The sequence below is a fragment of the Virgisporangium ochraceum genome (assembly GCF_016863655.1).
GTDB classification, from domain to species: Bacteria; Actinomycetota; Actinomycetes; order Mycobacteriales; family Micromonosporaceae; genus Virgisporangium; species Virgisporangium ochraceum.
Genome location: NZ_BOPH01000021.1, coordinates 15,730 through 32,442, shown reverse-complemented (window position 1 = coordinate 32,442; position 16,713 = coordinate 15,730). Strand labels below are relative to the sequence as shown.

The 16,713-nt window shown below is 71.2% G+C and carries 18 protein-coding genes; 9 read left to right on the top strand and 9 right to left on the bottom strand.

What is annotated here, in order from left to right; genetic code table 11:
• Positions 1-55: 55 nt before the first annotated feature.
• From Voc01_RS08800 to Voc01_RS08780, 5 genes are read left to right on the top strand one after another with little or no spacing between them, the layout of a single operon-like run.
• Positions 56-592, top strand: a complete 537-nt coding sequence (locus Voc01_RS08800; protein WP_203926804.1) for a 2-oxoacid:ferredoxin oxidoreductase subunit gamma family protein — start codon at positions 56-58, stop codon at positions 590-592.
• Positions 579-1,637 carry a hypothetical protein gene (locus Voc01_RS08795; protein ID WP_203926803.1) on the top strand — a complete coding sequence of 353 codons (1,059 nt, stop codon included), beginning with the start codon at positions 579-581 and terminating at the stop codon, positions 1,635-1,637. The genes Voc01_RS08800 and Voc01_RS08795 overlap by 14 nt, the downstream gene beginning before the upstream one ends.
• Positions 1,634-2,401 carry a thiamine pyrophosphate-dependent enzyme gene (locus tag Voc01_RS08790; RefSeq protein ID WP_203926802.1) on the top strand — a complete coding sequence of 256 codons (768 nt, stop codon included), beginning with the start codon at positions 1,634-1,636 and terminating at the stop codon, positions 2,399-2,401. The genes Voc01_RS08795 and Voc01_RS08790 overlap by 4 nt, the downstream gene beginning before the upstream one ends.
• On the top strand, positions 2,398-3,087 hold the full coding sequence (locus Voc01_RS08785) for a GntR family transcriptional regulator (protein WP_203926801.1): 690 nt from the start codon (positions 2,398-2,400) through the stop codon (positions 3,085-3,087). The genes Voc01_RS08790 and Voc01_RS08785 overlap by 4 nt, the downstream gene beginning before the upstream one ends.
• Before the next feature lie 2 nt (positions 3,088-3,089).
• Positions 3,090-3,320 carry a 4Fe-4S dicluster domain-containing protein gene (locus Voc01_RS08780; protein ID WP_203926800.1) on the top strand — a complete coding sequence of 77 codons (231 nt, stop codon included), beginning with the start codon at positions 3,090-3,092 and terminating at the stop codon, positions 3,318-3,320.
• On the opposite strand, the gene Voc01_RS08775 is transcribed toward Voc01_RS08780, so the two are convergent.
• The 9 genes from Voc01_RS08775 to Voc01_RS08735 all read right to left on the bottom strand — a co-directional run bounded on the left by Voc01_RS08775 (position 3,310) and on the right by Voc01_RS08735 (position 10,517).
• Positions 3,310-4,575, bottom strand: coding sequence for a sensor domain-containing phosphodiesterase (locus tag Voc01_RS08775; protein WP_203926799.1), 1,266 nt, complete (start codon positions 4,573-4,575; stop codon positions 3,310-3,312). The genes Voc01_RS08780 and Voc01_RS08775 overlap by 11 nt on opposite strands.
• Before the next feature lie 78 nt (positions 4,576-4,653).
• Positions 4,654-5,070, bottom strand: a complete 417-nt coding sequence (locus tag Voc01_RS08770; RefSeq protein ID WP_203926798.1) for a CBS domain-containing protein — start codon at positions 5,068-5,070, stop codon at positions 4,654-4,656.
• A 59-nt stretch (positions 5,071-5,129) separates the two neighbouring features.
• Positions 5,130-6,326, bottom strand: a complete 1,197-nt coding sequence (locus tag Voc01_RS08765; protein ID WP_203926797.1) for an EAL and HDOD domain-containing protein — start codon at positions 6,324-6,326, stop codon at positions 5,130-5,132.
• Positions 6,327-6,400: 74 nt separating this feature from the next.
• Entirely contained in the window at positions 6,401-7,156 is a 756-nt protein-coding gene (locus Voc01_RS08760; RefSeq protein ID WP_203926796.1) for a hypothetical protein, read from the bottom strand.
• Complete coding sequence (locus Voc01_RS08755; protein WP_239160056.1) at positions 7,153-7,875, bottom strand: ABC transporter ATP-binding protein; 723 nt, start codon at positions 7,873-7,875, stop codon at positions 7,153-7,155. Before Voc01_RS08755 ends, Voc01_RS08760 begins: the two co-directional genes overlap by 4 nt.
• On the bottom strand, positions 7,857-8,138 hold the full coding sequence (locus Voc01_RS08750) for a hypothetical protein (RefSeq protein WP_203926795.1): 282 nt from the start codon (positions 8,136-8,138) through the stop codon (positions 7,857-7,859). The genes Voc01_RS08755 and Voc01_RS08750 overlap by 19 nt, the downstream gene beginning before the upstream one ends.
• Positions 8,135-8,446: an ArsR/SmtB family transcription factor gene (locus Voc01_RS08745; protein WP_203926794.1), complete on the bottom strand. Its 312-nt coding sequence runs from the start codon at positions 8,444-8,446 to the stop codon at positions 8,135-8,137. The genes Voc01_RS08750 and Voc01_RS08745 overlap by 4 nt, the downstream gene beginning before the upstream one ends.
• A gap of 80 nt (positions 8,447-8,526) precedes the next feature.
• Positions 8,527-9,486, bottom strand: coding sequence for an acetylxylan esterase (locus Voc01_RS08740; RefSeq protein ID WP_203926793.1), 960 nt, complete (start codon positions 9,484-9,486; stop codon positions 8,527-8,529).
• A gap of 2 nt (positions 9,487-9,488) precedes the next feature.
• On the bottom strand, positions 9,489-10,517 hold the full coding sequence (locus Voc01_RS08735; protein WP_203926792.1) for a LacI family DNA-binding transcriptional regulator: 1,029 nt from the start codon (positions 10,515-10,517) through the stop codon (positions 9,489-9,491).
• Positions 10,518-10,783: 266 nt separating this feature from the next.
• Here Voc01_RS08735 and Voc01_RS08730 point away from each other — a divergent pair, with 266 nt between their 5' ends.
• The 4 genes from Voc01_RS08730 to Voc01_RS08715 are packed head-to-tail and all read left to right on the top strand — an operon-like array spanning position 10,784 to position 16,691.
• Positions 10,784-13,114 (top strand): beta-xylosidase/alpha-l-arabinosidase, encoded by a 2,331-nt coding sequence (locus Voc01_RS08730; RefSeq protein WP_203926791.1) that lies wholly within the window; start codon positions 10,784-10,786, stop codon positions 13,112-13,114.
• Complete coding sequence (locus Voc01_RS08725) at positions 13,111-14,052, top strand: ABC transporter permease (protein WP_203926790.1); 942 nt, start codon at positions 13,111-13,113, stop codon at positions 14,050-14,052. The genes Voc01_RS08730 and Voc01_RS08725 overlap by 4 nt, the downstream gene beginning before the upstream one ends.
• The gene (locus Voc01_RS08720; RefSeq protein WP_239160055.1) at positions 14,046-15,008 is read left to right on the top strand and encodes a carbohydrate ABC transporter permease; all 963 of its coding nucleotides are present in this window, start codon (positions 14,046-14,048) and stop codon (positions 15,006-15,008) included. The genes Voc01_RS08725 and Voc01_RS08720 overlap by 7 nt, the downstream gene beginning before the upstream one ends.
• A gap of 45 nt (positions 15,009-15,053) precedes the next feature.
• A complete protein-coding gene (locus tag Voc01_RS08715; protein WP_203926789.1) occupies positions 15,054-16,691 on the top strand; it encodes an ABC transporter substrate-binding protein in 1,638 nt (545 codons plus the stop codon).
• The last annotated feature ends 22 nt before the right edge of the window (positions 16,692-16,713 follow it).

The following is a 16,713-nucleotide window of genomic DNA, read 5'->3' as shown; positions in this document are numbered from 1 at the left end:
CTTGCCGGCTGATTAGATTTTGTATTCAATATCTAAACCGAGTCAAGGAGGGGCTGTGGAGCGCGAGGTCATCGTCACCGGCATCGGTGGCCAGGGCATCCAGCTGCTGGCCAAGACCCTGGCGCTGGCCGCGACCCGCGAGGGGCACCACGCCATGCTCGCGGCCGACTACGGCGGCGAGATGCGCGGCGGCCCGTCGAAGGCGAGCGTCGTCGTGGGTGACGAGCCATTGCGCTCGCTGCCGGTGCTCGCGTCGGCCTGGTCAGCGATCGTCGCGCACCACCGGTTCAGCGAACCGGTGCTGGCGAGGCTGCGGCCGGGCGGCCCGGTGATCGCAAACGTCCCGCTCGTCGACCCGGACGCGCTGCCCGCCGGCATGGAGATACACACCGTCGACGCGACCGCCGTCGCCAAGTCGGTCGGCGCGCCGCAGGCGGTCGGTTTCGTGCTGCTGGGCGCGTACAACGCGGTCGCGCGGATGGTGTCGCCCGAGGCGCTGGCCGACGCCATGGAGGAACTGCTGCCGCCGTACCGCCGGCAGCACGCGCCCGCCAACAGAAAGGCCCTGGAGGCAGGTCATGGAACTGCTTGAAGGATCCGCCGCCATCGCCGAGTCGGCGATCGCCGCCGGGTGCCGGTTCTTCGCCGGCTACCCGATGTCGCCGTTCACCGGGCTGCTGGAGAACATGTCCCACAAGCTGCCCGCCGCCGGCGGCGTCTTCATCAACGCCGAGAGCGAGATCGAGGGCGTCAACATGGCGATCGGCGCGGCGGCCACCGGAGCGCGCGCGGCCACCGGCTCGTGCGGGCAGGGGATCGCGCTGATGCAGGAGGCGATCGCGGAGGCCGCCCTCAACGAGACGCCGATGGTCGTGTTCAACATGGCCCGCAACCAGCAGGACTACTTCCAGTGCACCCGCGGCGGCGGCTGGGGCGACTACCGCACGGTCACGCTGGCGCCCAAGGACGTTCCCGAGGCCGTGGAGCACACGCAGCTGCTGTTCCACCTCGCCGACCGGTACCGCGCGCCGGTGATCCTGTACGGCGACCCGCTGCTCGCGCAGACGCGCGTCGGCGTCCACGTCGAACGGCGGGACTTCGGGCCGCTGCCGCCGAAGGACTGGGCGCTCGACGGCAGCGGCGGCGGCACCGGCCGGTCGCGCCAGATCTGGACCTGGGCGATGGGCAAGGCCACCGATCCGGGGCCGGGCCCCGATCGGCACTGGCGGGCCATCGCCAGCAAGTTCCAGACCATCGGTGACGCCGAGCAGCGGCACGAACAGTCCGATGTGGACGATGCCGACACGGTCGTGGTGGCGTTCGGGAGCGCGGCCAAGTTCGTCGAGTACGTGGTGCGCGAGCTGCGGGCCGAGGGGCACCGGGTGGGCTGGTTCCGGCCCGTCACGCTGTGGCCGTTCCCGGGCGCGGCGCTCACCGAGGCGACCCGGAACGCGAAGCGGGTGCTGGTCTACGAGCTGAACGCCGGCCAGATGCTCGACGACGTCCGCATCCACGCGGCCCGGCGGGAGGTCGTGGAGTTCATCGGCGGCGTCAGCATCGCCGAGTCCGGCCTGGCGTACGGGGAACTCCTCGACGCGCCCGTGATCCGCCGGCTGATCCTGGGAGGCAGCGAATGACGATCGACACCAGCCAACCGCCGACCGGCGGCCGCCTGGTCGCTGCGGCGAAGCCGTCGCTGCTGCTCGGGGAGCACTCGTTGTGCCCGGGCTGCGGCGAGCCGGTGGCGCTGCGGGTGCTGCTGGAGGTGCTCCAGGACCTCGACATCGTGCAGCGCACGATCGGGGTGGTCGGGCACGGCTGCTACGGCAGCTTCGTGCGCATCATGGACGTCGACGTCCTCCAGTGCCTGCACGGGCGCGCGCCGGCCTGCGCCACGGGCATCAAGCGGATGCGGCCGGACACGGCGGTCTTCACGCTGCAGGGCGACGGCGACATGGCCAACGAGGGACTGCAGGAGGTGCTGCACGCGGCCGCCCGCGGCGAGAAGATCACCTGCGTGATGCTCAACAACGGCGTGTTCGGCGACACCGGCGGCCAGCAGACGGCCACCACCGTGATCGGCCAGCGCACCAAGACCAGCCTCGAGGGCCGCGACGCGGAGACGCACGGCTTCCCGGTGCCGGTGGCGGATCTGGTGGCGAAGCTGCGCGGCACCGCGTACGTGGCGCGGGCGGCGGTCTCCACGGCCGCCGGCGTCGCGCAGACCAAACGCATGCTGCGCAAGGCGTTCGAGGTCCAGCTGGCCGGTAAGGGCTTCGGTCTCGTCGAGATCCTGACGATGTGCCCGACCGGCTGGTTCGTACCCGCGGCGGAGGGCGCCAACTACCAGGGCGGCACGATGGAGCAGGCCTATCCCATCGGCGAACTGGTGACCCCATGACGTTGGTACGCACGAAGACGAGCGAGGCGGTCGCCGACCACATCCTCGGCCTGTTGTTCGATGGCACGCTGCGCACCGGCGACCGCATCGACATCGACGGCATCGCCACCACGTTGGGCGTGAGCCGGGTGCCGGTGCGCGAGGGGCTGATGTCGCTGGAACGCGACGGCCTCGTGCGGATGCCGCACTACCGCGGCGCGTTCGTCGCCGGGTTCGACGCCGCCACGGTCTTCGAGGCCTTCGAGCTCTACGGCATGCTGAGCGCCCTGACGAACCGCCGGGCCGCGGCGAAGGGCGACCCCGGGGTGCTGGAGTCGCTGGAGAAGCTCGACGACGCCCTGCAGAGGGCGTCCACGGTGGACGAGTTCGAACGGCTGGCCCGCGAGTTCCGCCGCGTCGTGAACGTCTCGTCGGCCGGAAACCACCTGCGGGCGCTGCTGCGCACGTTCAGCGGCCTGGTGCCCGCCGCGGCCCGCTTCGCCATCGAGGACGCGCTGCAGGACGAGCGCGCCGCGCTGCGGGTCGAGTTCGACGCGCTGCGAGCCGGCGACCCGGAGGCCGCCGGCCGGGCCGCCCTCGACCACATCGACATGACGGCGACCAACGCGGTCGCCGCCCTCCGCCGGCGGGGCGTCTTCCCGCCGGACGAGCCGGACGAGCCGGACGAGACAGAGCCCGGAGGCTGACGATGACCGACACCCCACGGACCTCCCGCGGCACCCTCGTCATCGACGTCGACAAATGCAAGGGCTGCGAGCTGTGCATCGCGGCCTGCCCGCCCAACGTGCTCGTCATGTCGAAGGCCGTCAACGAGATCGGCTACCGCTACCCGGAGCTGACCCCGGGCTGCACCGGCTGCACGGCGTGCCAGCTCGTCTGTCCCGACTTCGTGTTCGAGGTTTACCGGGTCATGTCGTAATGCGGCGCATGAGGATGCGCGCGGCCCGCACCACCACCGCGCGGTCGAACGTGAGGCGGTAGGCCAGCGATCCGTCCTCGTCGTCGCCGCGGGCGGCCAGCAGCACCGCGCGGTGCGGGTCGATGACGATGGTCACCCACTCGCCGCGCAGCGGGTCGCCGTTGTCCAGCGCCTGCACGTGCGCGCCGGCGACGGGGTGCCGCGGCGGCTCGGCGCACAGCGCGGCGGCGAACGAGGCGCTGCGGGCGATCACCTCGAGGAACGCCAGCGGGTTGCCCGACATGAGGTGCGGCGCGGGGAGGCAGGCGAGGAACACCGGCGGGTCCTGGTCGAGCGCGGCGCGCTGCTCGAGGTCGTCGGCGAGCGCCTCGACCACCGCGCGCGAGGCCAGCGCGGGACGCCCGTTGCCGCACGCCACCCGGAACGGCGTGTCGTCGGCCTCCACCTGTTGCAGGCTGTCGATCAGCGGCAGCGGGTGCACCGGGTTGCGGGTGCGGGTGGGCAGCGGTGCCGGCCGGCCGAACAGGAAGCCCTGTCCGTAGGTGGCGCCGAGGGCGCGGGCCAGCCGCACGTGCTCCGCGTTCTCGATGCCCGAGGCCAGGGTCACCGCTCCGGTGCGCTCGCGGTGGGCGGTCACCGCGCCGAGCACGCGCGGAGCGCGCTGGTGCCCGTCACCCTGAAGGAGCGACACGTCGACCTTGACCACATCGGGCCGCGCGAACGGCATGAGCGCCAGCGAGTCGGCGGTGAGGCCGACGTTGTCCAGCGAGATGCCCCAGCCGGTCGAGCGCGCGCGCTCGATGCCGACGAGCGTCGCCGCCGGGCTGGAGCCGAGCGCGCGCTCGGAAATGTCGAGGAAGACCCGCAGCCGGCTGAGCGCCTCGGCGAGCGTCGACACCAGCTCCGGCGGCACCGGCCGGCCGACGCTCGCGGGATCGGCGTTGACGAACAACGACGTCGACGGGTGCAGGTCGGCATCGAGCGCGGCGCGGAACGCGGCCACCCGCGCGATCGTGTCCAGTTCCCAGGCGAGCCCGGCGTTCCCGGCGGCGGCGAACAACGCGTCGGGCCGCTCCAGCACGGTGCCGGCGGGACCGCGGGCCAGCGCCTCGAACGCGACGACCTCCCGCGTGTCGAGGTGGACGATCGGCTGGAAGTGCGCGGTGACGAGGCGTTCGGCCACGACGCGGTCCACCGGCACGCCGTCGACCGGCCCGGGGGTCCCCTCGGGGGAGTCGCGCCTGAAGAGCGTCACCACGGAGACCTGATCGGCTCGGCGGGCACACAGTTGAGAAGAGCGGTGGGACCCCGTGCGGGGTCCCACCGCGGCGGTTCAGTTCTCGGAGATCGCGTCGATGAGGTCGCCGACCGGGTTGTCCGGCAGCGCCCGGGCCACGTCGGCCACCGCGACGATGCCGACGAGCTGATGCCCGTCGATCACCGGCAGCCGCCGCACCTTGTGCTGGGCCATCGTGCGCAGGATCTCCTTGGCGTCGTCGTCGGCCCCGATGGTGACCGGCTTGCCCTGCGCGAGCTCCGACGCGGTGCAGCTGCCCGGATCCTTGCCCTGGGCGAGCACCTTCACCACGATGTCGCGGTCGGTCAGCATGCCCTTGAGGCGGTTGTCGGTTCCGCAGATCGGTAGCGACCCGACCCCCAGATCGGCCATCTTGCGGGCTGCTTCGAGCACGTTCTCGGTCTCGCCGACGCAGGTCGCGTCGGCCGTCATGATCTCCCGTGCGGTCGGCATGGTCGTCTCCTTTCGGTCTGTTCCCGACGGCCCTACCCCGCACGGAGGCATCCATACGCCTACGTCGGCACCATGTTGCTCCAGCGGATCGCGTCGAGCATGTCGGCGGTGATCCCGACGTCGAACGTGTAGCCGGCGCGGTAGGCCTGCACGAGTTCGAGCACCTCGGCGAGCGGACCGGTCCCGTCGATCAGCGCGGTGCGCAGCTCCTCGGCCAGCGGCAGCTCCGCGGACAGGTCGGCGACCGGCAGCCCGAACAGGTCGCTGACCGCGGTCAGCAGGCCGGCCGTGAACGCGGTGTCGCCGTTGATCCGGTTGCGCTCGGCGACCAGGCGGCACAGCCGGGCGTGGGTGGCGGCGGCGGTCAGCGCGGCCTCGTCGCCCTCGGTGATGTCGGCGATCACCATCAGGGTGACCCACTGCTGCAGCTGCCGGGTGCCGAGCAGCATCACGGCCTCGGCGATCGACGACACGGTGCGGCGGGTGCCGCTGGCGGCCGAGTTGACCAGCCGCAGCACCCGCAGCGCCAGGCCCGGGTCGGTCTGCACCATCGACACGACCCGGTCCAGGTCGATGTCCGAGCGGTTCAGCTCGACGAGCAGCTGGATCCGGCGCAGGCGCAGCGGTCCGAGCGCGGTGGCGTTCAACGCGTGGGGACGCCCGAGAGCGTGGCCCTGCAGCAGTTGGAACCCCAGGGCCGTGGCGGTGTCCACGGCCTCCCGCGTTTCCAGCCGCTCCGCGATCAGCTGGACGTTCGGGTACTGCGCGCACCGCAGCAGCGCGATGTTGATGGTCGCCTCGTCGTCCACCAGCATGTCGATCTTGGCGTGGGTGGCGTAGGGGAGCAGCGCCTCCTGGCCGGGGTCGGTGCCGCTCTGGTCCACCGCGATCTGGTAGCCGCGCCGCGACAACGCCGCCACGCCCTCGCGGACGGCGTCGTCGACCTCGATGTCGGAGAGCACCTCGATGCCGACCCGGTCGGCCTCGAACGGCAGCGGCAGGTCGCCGACGAGGAACTCGCGGGTGACGTTGACGAAGCACGGGTGGGTGCCGCACAGCCCGGCCACCCCGAAGTCGCTGAACGCGGTGACGATCACCTGGCTGGTCGCGAAGCTGCCGCGGTCGGTCGCGTCGACCGAGCGGGCATCGGCCCGGAACAGCAGTTCGTAGGCCGCCACGTCGCCGGTGCGGTGGTAGATCGGCTGCCGCCCGACGTGCACCGGTAGCGCGGCACCGAGAATCGGATCAGAGGCCACGGCTCACGATAGGTAGATTACGGACTGCTTCGAGCGGGTTTGCGGGTTTCCGCCTAGACGGCTTCGCTCACCGGTCAGACGTCGCGCCGCCTGGTGACCGTGATCGCCACCGTGACCAGAGCGACGGTGTAGCCGGTCCACAGCAGCGCCGCCAACCACGCGGGTGGCAGGCCGCCGTCGGCCGCGCCGGCCGCCTCGGCGCCGCCGCCGACCAGGGCGACCCGCACGCCGGTCAGCGAGTAGCGCTGATAGCCGTCGACCAGCTCGGTCAGCACCGGTTCGACGACGAACAGCGCCATCAGGGCGATGCTCAGCCCCGCGACCTGGCTGCGTACGAGCGTCCCGAGCGCCGAGCCGAACGCGGCCGAGAGCGCCGGGAAGGCGACGCCGCCGGCGGCGATCCCGGCCAGTTCGGCGCCGGTGAGGCCGACCGTCAGGTCGCGCGAGGCCATGAGTGCCAGGCCGACCGCGCCGCTGGTCACCACCGCCACGGCGCCCATGAGGCCGCCGACCGTCGCGTTCGCGAGCACGGTGGCCAGGGCGACGCGCCCCCGGTCGGGCGTGATGAACAGCGTCGGCAGGATCGTGCCGTGGCGGTAGTCGCCGCCCGAGGTGATGATCCCCAGCAGCAGGGCCATGATGCCGGCCATGTTCCCGCCACCCGACAGCGTGAGCCGGCCGCCGACCTCGCTGGACAGCTCGGCCGGTTCGCCGGTCAGCACGATCGCGAGCGTGAGCGCGACGCCGAGCGTGAGGGCCACCGCGGGCAGGGCGTAGGTGACGCGGACGGTGCGCAGCTTGACCAGTTCCGCGGCGAGCACCGGCGTCATGAGGGGTCTCCGGTGAGCTTGAGGAACGCGTCTTCGAGGGTGCCCGCACCGGTGAGCGCGATGATCGAGGCGACGTCGCCCTGCGCGACCAGCCGGCCGCGGGACAGGACGACCACGTGGTCGACCACCCGGGCGACCTCGGCGAGGACATGGCTCGACAGCAGCACCGTGCGACCCTCGTCGCGCTGGGCGTGCAGGAAGTCGCGGAGCCAGCGGATGCCGTGCGGGTCCAGGCCGTTGGCGGGTTCGTCGAGGACCAGCACACGCGGGTCACCCAGCAGCGCGGTCGCCAGGGCGAGCCGCTGCCGCATCCCGAGCGAGTACCCCCGCACCCGCCGGTTGCCCGCGTCGGCGATCCCGACCCGCGCGAGCAGCGCGTCGGCCCGGTCGGTCGCGACCCCGGCCGCGGTCGCGAAGGCCCGCAGATGGTCGCGCCCGGTGCGGCCCGGATGGAACTGCGCGGCGTCGAGCACCGCGCCGACCACCCGCGCCGGCTCGGGGATCGCCGCGTAGGCGCGGCCGCCGATCGTGGCCCGGCCCGTCGTGGGCGCGGCGAGACCGAGCAGCATGCGCATCGTCGTGGTCTTGCCGGACCCGTTGGCGCCCAGCAGCCCCACGATGCTGCCACCGGGCACGGTGAAGGTCAGGTCGTCGACCGCGGTCGTGTCGCCGTACCGCTTGGTGAGCCCGTCGACCTCGATCACCGCGCCGACTGCCACGGCTCACCGACCTCGGCGAGCGTGCGCTCCAGCGTGGCCGTCTTCTCGCGGACGACGGCGAGCTCGGCGAGCACCGTGTCGAGCCGCTCGGCGGTCTGCCGCTGCGCGGCCAGCGCGTCCTCGGCGAGCCGGCGGTGCGCCTCCTCGCGGGCCACCACCATGCGCGCCCGCCACGTGGCCCCGCCCTGAATGATGATCGCGACGGTGACGACCAGGACGAACGCAATCCCGGACGCTCCCATCACCGCTTCCTGCCAGGTCATCTGTCCTTCTCCTTGTCCGACATCGTCGCCACCGCCTCGGCGATCAGCTCCGGGGTCAGGTGCAGCGCGAACGGGCTGACCTGGACGTACCGGATTCCGTGGCCCTCCTCGGCCAGCTCCAGCTCGCTGGTGACCAGGCCGGCCGCGGCCAGCTTGGTGAGGTGCGCGTGCACCAGCGGCCGGCTCAGGCCGACCTGCCTGGCCAGCTCCGTGACGTACTTCCGGCCCTCGACCAGTGCGGCGAGGATCCGGAGCCGCTGCGGGCTGGCCAGCGCGGTCAGCAGCCGGACCAGCTCGTCACCCTGCACCCTGACACCCTTTCTTGAGGTACGTAAGAAAAAGTTTACGTACCTGGGCGCGCGGTGTCCACCCGGCCTCGCGGGGTGGGTCAGATCCTGGCGGCGAGCCAGTCGAGCTGGCGGGCCACGTGGTGGGCGTCGCCGCCCTCGTGGTGGTTGAACGGGTAGACCTCGATGGTGCGGTCGTCGTGGCCGTACCGGTTGTACGCGGCGAACACCGTGCTGGGCGGGCACACCGTGTCGCGCAGACCGACGCCCCAGTGGCCCGGTGCGGTGGCGCGCCGGGCGAAGCTCACGCCGTCTACATAGGACAGTGTGCGGCGGACGGCGGTCTCGGCGTCGCGGTGTACGGACAGGTACGCGACGATCTCGCCGTACGGCGCCGCGTCGGTGATGTCGATGGCCCGCTGGACATGGCAGAGGAACGGCGCGGAGACGAGCACCGCGGCGAGGTCGGGCACCAGACCCGCGACGGCGAGCGCGAGCCCGCCGCCCTGGCTGTTGCCGCAGACGGCCACGCGCGTCGGGTCCACACCGGACAGTTCGCGTACGGCGGCGACCGCGCGCACGGCGTCGGACATCAGCCGCCGGTAGTAGTAGTCCTCGGGTGCCAGGATCCCGCGGGTCACCGGTCCCGGACCGCCGGGCGCGCCGCCGTGCGGGTCGGGCGTGCCGCCGCCGCTGCCGTACTGGTCCCCCTGGCCCCTGCTGTCCATGAGCAGGTGCGCGTAGCCGGCCGTGACCCACGTGAGCCGCTCGTGCGGCAGCCCGCGGCCGCGCCCGTATCCCAGGTACTCGACGACCGCCGGCAGCGCCTCCCGGGTGCCGGCGGGACGGGTGTACCAGGCCTTCACGGGCGCGCCGCCGAAGCCGGTGAACGTCACGTCGAACGTGTCGACCAGCCGCAGTGACGTGCTGTGCGGCCGCACCTCGACGAGCGCTTCGCCGCTGGGCACGCTCGCCTTCCAGAACGCGTCGAAGTCGTCGGGCTCCGGCACCTCGGGGGAGTACCGGCGCAGCTCCGGGAGCGGAAGGTCGAACAGCGCCATCGTCAGCCTCCGGGTGGCGCGGTGCTCTCCCGCACCACGAGTTCGGTCACGAAGTCGATGCGGGTCGTCGCCGGTTCGACGCCGCGCGCGAGGTCGAGCAGCATCCGCGTGGCGGTGCCGGCCATGTCGCGCAGCGGCTGGTTGACGGTGGTGAGCGCCGGACCGATCCACTGGCCGACGGGCAGGTTGTCGTACCCGATCACCGAGAGGTCGCGGGGGATCTTCAGGCCGAGCTGGTTGGCCGCGCGGTACACGCCCATCGCCTGCATGTCGGACCCGGCGAAGACCGCCGTCGGCCGGTCGGGACCGGTCAGCAGCGCCATCGCGTGCTCGTACCCGCCGCCGACGTGGAAGTTGCCGTACCGCACGAGGCCGGCGTCGGCGCGGATGCCGGCCTCGTCGTGCGCCGAGCTGAACCCGGCGACCCGGGCCCGGCTGCACAGGACGTCGGCCGGGCCGGAGATGACCGCGATGCGCCGGTGCCCGAGCTCGATCAGGTGCCGCGTCGCGGCCAGGCCGCCGTTCCAGTTGTTCGCGCCGATGGTGGGCACCGACGCCGAGGTCGCGCTGTCGGAGTCGACCACCACGAACGGGATCCGTTGCCGCTCCAGCTGATGCCGCTGCGCGTCGGTGACCGTGCACAGCACGAACAGCACGCCGGTCGGGCGGCGGGCGAGCACGCCGTCGAGCCAGCGTTGGGTGGGCCGGTGCCGACCGTCCAGATGCGACAGTCCAATGCGGACGTCGGCGGCCGCCGCGACCGCGTCGATCCCGCAGATGATCTCCATCGTCCAGGCTGCGTTGTACTCGTGGAAGACCACGTCGACCTGGGCGGTGCCGGTGGGTTGGCGCCGGGTGCGCCGCTGGTACTGGTGCCGCCGCAGGCTCGCCTCGACGCGGGCACGGGTCTCCGGCGCGACGTCGGCCCGGCCGTTGAGCACCTTCGACACCGTGGTGACGGAGACGCCGACCTCGCCGGCGATCGTCGCGATCGTCGTCGGAGCCCGCTCGGCCTCCTGCGGCAGTGTCATCGAAACCTCGTATCGCGATTGCCGGAAGTTTCGGCAAGACGCTAGCACCGGATGCGCGTGAGCAGAATCCCCGTCGCGCCCGGGAAACGGGACAGACAGGCACTGTACAGCCTTGACATGACATAGCCGCGGACCTATGTTGCGTCGAAGTACCGAACAATTTTCCGAAACTTTCGACACTCTTCGCCCTCACCGCTCCTCGGACATCCACCGCCGGCATCGTCGTCGGCCGATGCCGGCTGCGCTCCGGCGTGTGAAAGGACGGCATGAGCATTCAGACTCCTGTCGACGAGAGCCCGCCACCGGCGCAGCCGGCCTGGCGGGACCCGACGCTGTCACCGGTCGAACGGGCCAGGGCGCTCGTCGCGCTGATGACCGTCGAGGAGAAGGTGGCCCAGCTCTACGGGGTGTGGGTCGGTGCCGACGGGTCGGGCGCGGGGGTCGCCCCGCGCCAGGACGAGATGACGCGTGACATGCCGCCGTGGTCGGAGGTGATCCGGCACGGCCTCGGCCAGCTGACCCGCCCGTTCGGCACCGCGCCCGTCGACCCCGTGCGCGGCGCCCGGTCGCTGGCCGCGGCGCAGGCCGAGATCGTGGCCGCCAACCGGTTCGGGATTCCGGCGCAGGTCCACGAGGAGTGCCTGACCGGCTTCGCCGCCTGGCGCGCCACCGTGTTCCCGACGCCGCTGGCCTGGGGCGCCTCGTTCGACCCCGACCTGGTCGCCGAGATGTCCGGCCACATTGGACGGTCGATGCGCGCGGCCGGCGTGCACCAGGGGCTGGCGCCGGTGCTCGACGTCACCCGCGACTACCGGTGGGGCCGCACCGAGGAGACCATCGGCGAGGACCCGTACCTGGTCGGCACCGTCGGCTCCGCGTACGTGCGTGGGCTCGAGGACGCCGGGATCGTGGCGACGCTCAAGCACTTCGCCGGGTACTCGGCGTCGCGGGGCGGCCGCAACCACGCGCCGGTGCCGATGGGCCCCCGCGAGCTGTCCGACGTGATCCTGCCGCCGTTCGAGATGGCGCTGCGGATCGGTGGCGCCCGCTCGGTGATGAACTCCTACGCCGAGATCGACGGCGTGCCGGTCGCCGCCGACGCCGGTCTGCTCACGCGGCTCCTGCGCGACGAGTGGGGGTTCACCGGGATCGTCGTGTCGGACTACTTCTCGGTGCGGTTCCTGGAGCGCACCCACTTCGTGGCCGCCGACGGGGCAGCGGCCGCCGGCCTCGCGCTGCGGGCCGGGATCGACGTCGAGCTGCCCACCGTGGACACCTTCGGCGCGCCGCTGGTCGACGCGCTGCGCCGCGGCGACGTCGACGGGGCGCTGGTCGACCGCGCGCTCGTCCGGGTGCTCGCGCAGAAGGCCGAGCTGGGGCTGCTCGACGAGGGCTGGCGCCCGGCGCCGCCCGACGCCCTCGACCTCGACGACGAAGCGGGCCGCGACATCGCGCTGCGGCTGGCCCGGCAGTCGGTGGTGCTGCTGCGCAACGACGGTGTGCTGCCGCTCGCGCCGGGCCGGCGGGTCGCGCTCGTCGGGCCGGTCGCCGACGACCCGCTCGGGTTCCTGGGCTGCTACGCCTTCCCGACCCACGTCGGCGTCAACCACCCCGACGTCGAGATCGGGCTCGACCTGCCGACGCTGCGGGAGTCGCTCGCGCCGGACGTGTTCGAGCCCGGCTGCACCGTCGCCGGCGACGACACGTCCGGCATCGCGGCGGCCGTGGCGGCGGCCCGGGACAGCGACGTGTGCGTGCTCGCGGTCGGCGACCGGGCCGGCATGTTCGGGCGCGGCACCTCCGGCGAGGGCTGCGACGCCGTCGACCTCACCCTGCCGGGCGTGCAGCGCGACCTCGTCCGCGCGGTGCTCGCCACCGGCACCCCGACCGTGCTGGTCGTGCTGTCCGGCAGGCCGTACGCGCTGGGCGACGAGGTCGCCGGGGCCGCCGCCGTGGTGCAGGCGTTCTTTCCGGGCCAGCGCGGCGGGCAGGCGATCGCCGAGGTGCTCACGGGCGCGGTCGACCCGTCGGGGCGGCTGCCGGTCAGCATCCCGCGCGACGCCGGCGGGGTGCCGACGACGTACCTGTCGCCGCCGCTGGGCCGGCGCAGCGACGTGTCCTCCGTGGACCCCACGCCCGCCTTCCCGTTCGGCCACGGCCTCGGCTACACGACGTTCGAGTGGACCGACGCCTCCTCCGACGGCATCTGGACCACCGACGGCGAGGTGACCGCGGCGGTGACCGTGCGCAACACAGGCCGCCGGGCCGGCACCGAGGTGGTGCAGCTGTACCTGCACGACCCGGTCGCGCAGACCACCCGCCCGGTGGTGCGGCTCGTCGGCTACGCCCGGGTGCCGCTGGCGCCGGGTGCGCGGGCCCGCGTGGTGTTCACCGTTCCGGCCGACGCGACCTCGTTCACCGGCGTCGACGGCCACCGCCTGGTCGAGCCCGGCGACGTGGAGCTGCGGTTCGGCCGGTCCAGCGGTGACGTCGCCGCCACGCTGCCGCTGCGGCTGGTGGGGCCGGAGCGCCCGGTCGGTCATCACCGCCGACTGGCCGTGCCGGTGCGGATCGAGGCCGCGGAGGACGTGTCATGACCACGATCGCCCCGCGCAAGGTCGCCAAGCCACGGCGATCGTCGTGGAGCCGGGCGATCCGCCGCGACTGGCAGCTCTACTCGCTGGCCATCCTGCCGCTGCTGTTCTTCGCGGTGTTCCGGTACGCGCCGATGGTCGGCAACGTCATCGCGTTCCGCCGGTTCCGGCCCGGTGGGAGCGTGCTCGGCGAGTACTGGGTCGGGCTGCGGTACGTGAAGATGTTCCTCAGCGACCCGACGTTCTGGGACGTGTTCACCAACACCCTCGTCATCGGCGCGCTGTCGCTGCTGTTCTGCTTCCCGCTGCCGATCGTGCTCGCCCTGCTGCTCAACGAGGTGCGCAACCGGTTCATGAAGCGGTTCGTGCAGTCGGTGTCGTACCTGCCGCACTTCCTGTCGATCGTCATCGTGGCGGCGATGGTGTTCCAGCTGACGTCGATCGACGGCACGGTCAACCAGATCGTGCGGTCGGTCGGTGGCGAGCCGACACCGTTCCTGCAGCAGTCGGAGTGGTTCCGGACCATCTACGTGTCGTCAGAGGTGTGGCAGACCGTCGGCTGGGGCACGATCCTCTACCTCGCCGCGCTGACCACCATCGACGACAACCTCTACGAGGCGGCCCGCATCGACGGCGCGAGCCGCTGGCGCCAGACCTGGCACATCACGCTGCCGGGCATCCGGCCGACGATGGTGACGCTGCTGATCCTCAACATCGGCACGTTCATGGCGGTCGGCTTTGAGAAGATCCTGCTGCTGTACAACCCGCTGACGTACCCGACCGCCGACGTCATCTCGACGTACCTGTACCGGATGGGCTTCCAGTCCAACAACTTCAGCTACGCCGCGGCGATCGGTCTCTTCGAGGCCCTCATCGGCCTGACGCTCGTCCTGAGCGCGAACGCCATCTCCCGACGCACCGTGGGAGCGAGCCTGTGGTAGCCACCCCCGCCCGTCACCGCACGCCCGACCCCGCGCCGGAGGCCGCGACCGCCGTCCGGAGCCCGCTGCGGCCGCGGAAGAGCCGTCAGCGGGTCAGCCGCGGGTACCGGGTGTTCCAGGTGTTCAACGTGGTCGTCCTGACCGTTGTCGTCGTCGTGACGCTGTACCCGTTCGTGAACGTCGTCGCGCGCTCGCTCAGCGACGAGGCCCAGATCATCGCCGGCCGGGTGAGCCTGTGGCCGCGCGGGTTCAACCTCACCTCGTACAAGCTGGTGATGTCGGACCCGATGTTCTGGACCAACTACCGCAACACCGTGGTGTACACGGTCGTCGCCACCGTCATCTCGATCGTGCTCACCACGTGCTACGCCTACGTGCTGTCGAAGAAGCACCTCAAGGGCCGCACGTTCCTGGTCGGCATCGCCGTGTTCACGATGTTCTTCTCCGGCGGCCTGATCCCCAACTACGTGCTCATCAGCAGCCTGAACATGACGAACACGATCTGGGCGGTGGTGCTGCCCAACGCCATCAACGTGTTCAACCTGCTGGTGATGAAGGCGTTCTTCGAGAGCCTGCCGCTGGAGCTCGAGGAGGCCGCCGCCGTCGACGGCCTGTCGACCTACGGCGTGCTGTGGCGCATCGTGCTGCCGCTGTCGAAGGCCGTGGTCGCCACGATGGTGCTGTTCTACGCGGTGTCGTTCTGGAACTCGTGGTTCACCGCGTTCCTGTACATGGACCAGGTCGACATGTTCCCGGTGACCGTGTACCTGCGGAACCTGCTCGCCGGTGCCACCGGTGCCGAGGCGCTCGGCGGCAGCCCCGACGACCTCGTGCAGTCCGGCGCCACCATCCAGTCGGTGACGATCGTCCTCACCGTACTGCCGATCCTCGTCCTGTACCCGTTCATCCAGCGGTACTTCGTCTCCGGCGTCCTCCTCGGCGCCGTCAAGGGCTGATCCTCTCCGCAATCGCCACCCACCCACCCCCGAAAGGAAAGTCCGATGTTCCGCACATCCCGGCGCGCGGCGATACTCGCCGCAGGGGCGCTGATGCTGACGCTTGTCGCGTGCGACACCGGTCCCGACGAGTCCGAGGCCGAGGACCTGAGCGGCAACCGCACCGGCGCGATGGCCGACTACAAGCTCGGCGACCAGTTCAAGGCGACCGAGGCGCTGTCGTTCTCCATGCTGTACAACAACCACCCGAGCTACGCGCTCAAGGACGACTGGCTGTTCTGGTCGGAGCTGTCGAAGCGCACCAACGTGAAGCTCGAGAACGTCGCGGTGCCGCTGAGCGACTACGAGCAGAAGCGCAGCCTTCTCATCGGCGCCGGCGACGCGCCGTTCATCATCCCGAAGACCTACCACCCGCAGGAGGACGCGTTCGTGTCCTCGGGCGCGATCCTGCCGGTGAGCGACTACGTCGACCTGATGCCGAACTTCAAGGACAAGGTCGCCAAGTGGAACCTCAAGCCGGAGATCGACTCGCTCCGGCAGCAGGACGGCAAGTACTACCTGCTGCCGGGCCTGCACGAGAGGCCGTGGCAGGACTACTCGATCGCCGTGCGCACCGACGTGCTGCAGCAGCTCAACCTCCAGGTCCCGAAGACCTGGGACGACGTGTACACGATGCTCAAGGCGATGAAGGCGGCGAACCCGTCGACGTACCCGTTCTCCGACCGGTGGAGCAAGCCGACCCCGGGCGGCAACCTGATCAACATCGTCACCGCGTCGTTCGGGGCCTTCGGCGGCTGGAACTACCAGCACGCCAAGTTCAACGAGGGAACCAAGAAGTTCGAGTACAACGGTGCGTCCGACACCTACAAGCAGTCGGTGGAGTACCTGCACAAGCTCGTGTCCGAAGGGCTTCTCGACCCGGAGAGCTTCATCCAGAGCGACGACCAGGCCCGGCAGAAGCTGGCCAACGGTAAGTCGTTCGTGATCAGCAGCAACGCGCAGACGCTGGTGAACGACTACCGGGCCGACCTCGCCAAGACGCTCCCGACCGCGAAGCTCGCGAAGATCCCGCTGCCGGTCGGCCCCGCCGGTGAGATCAACCCGGCCAGCCGCACCGAGAACGGCATCATGATCTCCAAGAAGGCCCGCGAGAGCAAGAACTTCGTGGCCATGATGCAGTTCATCGACTGGCTCTGGTACTCCGACGCGGGCCAGGAGTTCGCCAAGTGGGGTGTCGAGGGCACCACGTTCACCAAGGACGGGTCCGGCAAGCGGTCGCTGGCGTCGGACGTCAACGTCGTCGGGCTCAACCCGTCGGGCACCAAGCACCTGCAGAAGGACTTCGGCTTCTACAACGGTGTGTTCGCGTACGGCGGCAACCCGGAACTGGTCAACGGATTCTTCTCCGCCGAGGAGCAGGAGATCCAGAAGGTGATGGGCGCGCGGAAGCCGGTCGCTCCCCAGCCGCCGGCGCCGTTCACCGACGAGGAACGCGAACAGGCCACCCTCTGGGAGACCGCGCTCAAGGACCACGTCACCCAGATGACGCTGAAGTTCATCCTCGGTCAGCGGCCGCTGTCGGAGTGGAACGCCTACGTGGCCGAGCTGAAGGCGAAGAACAGCCAGCAGTACATCGACCTCAAGAACAAGGCCTACGAGCGCTTCAAGAAGGCCAACAGCTGATCCTTCATCGGGGCCCGGCCGC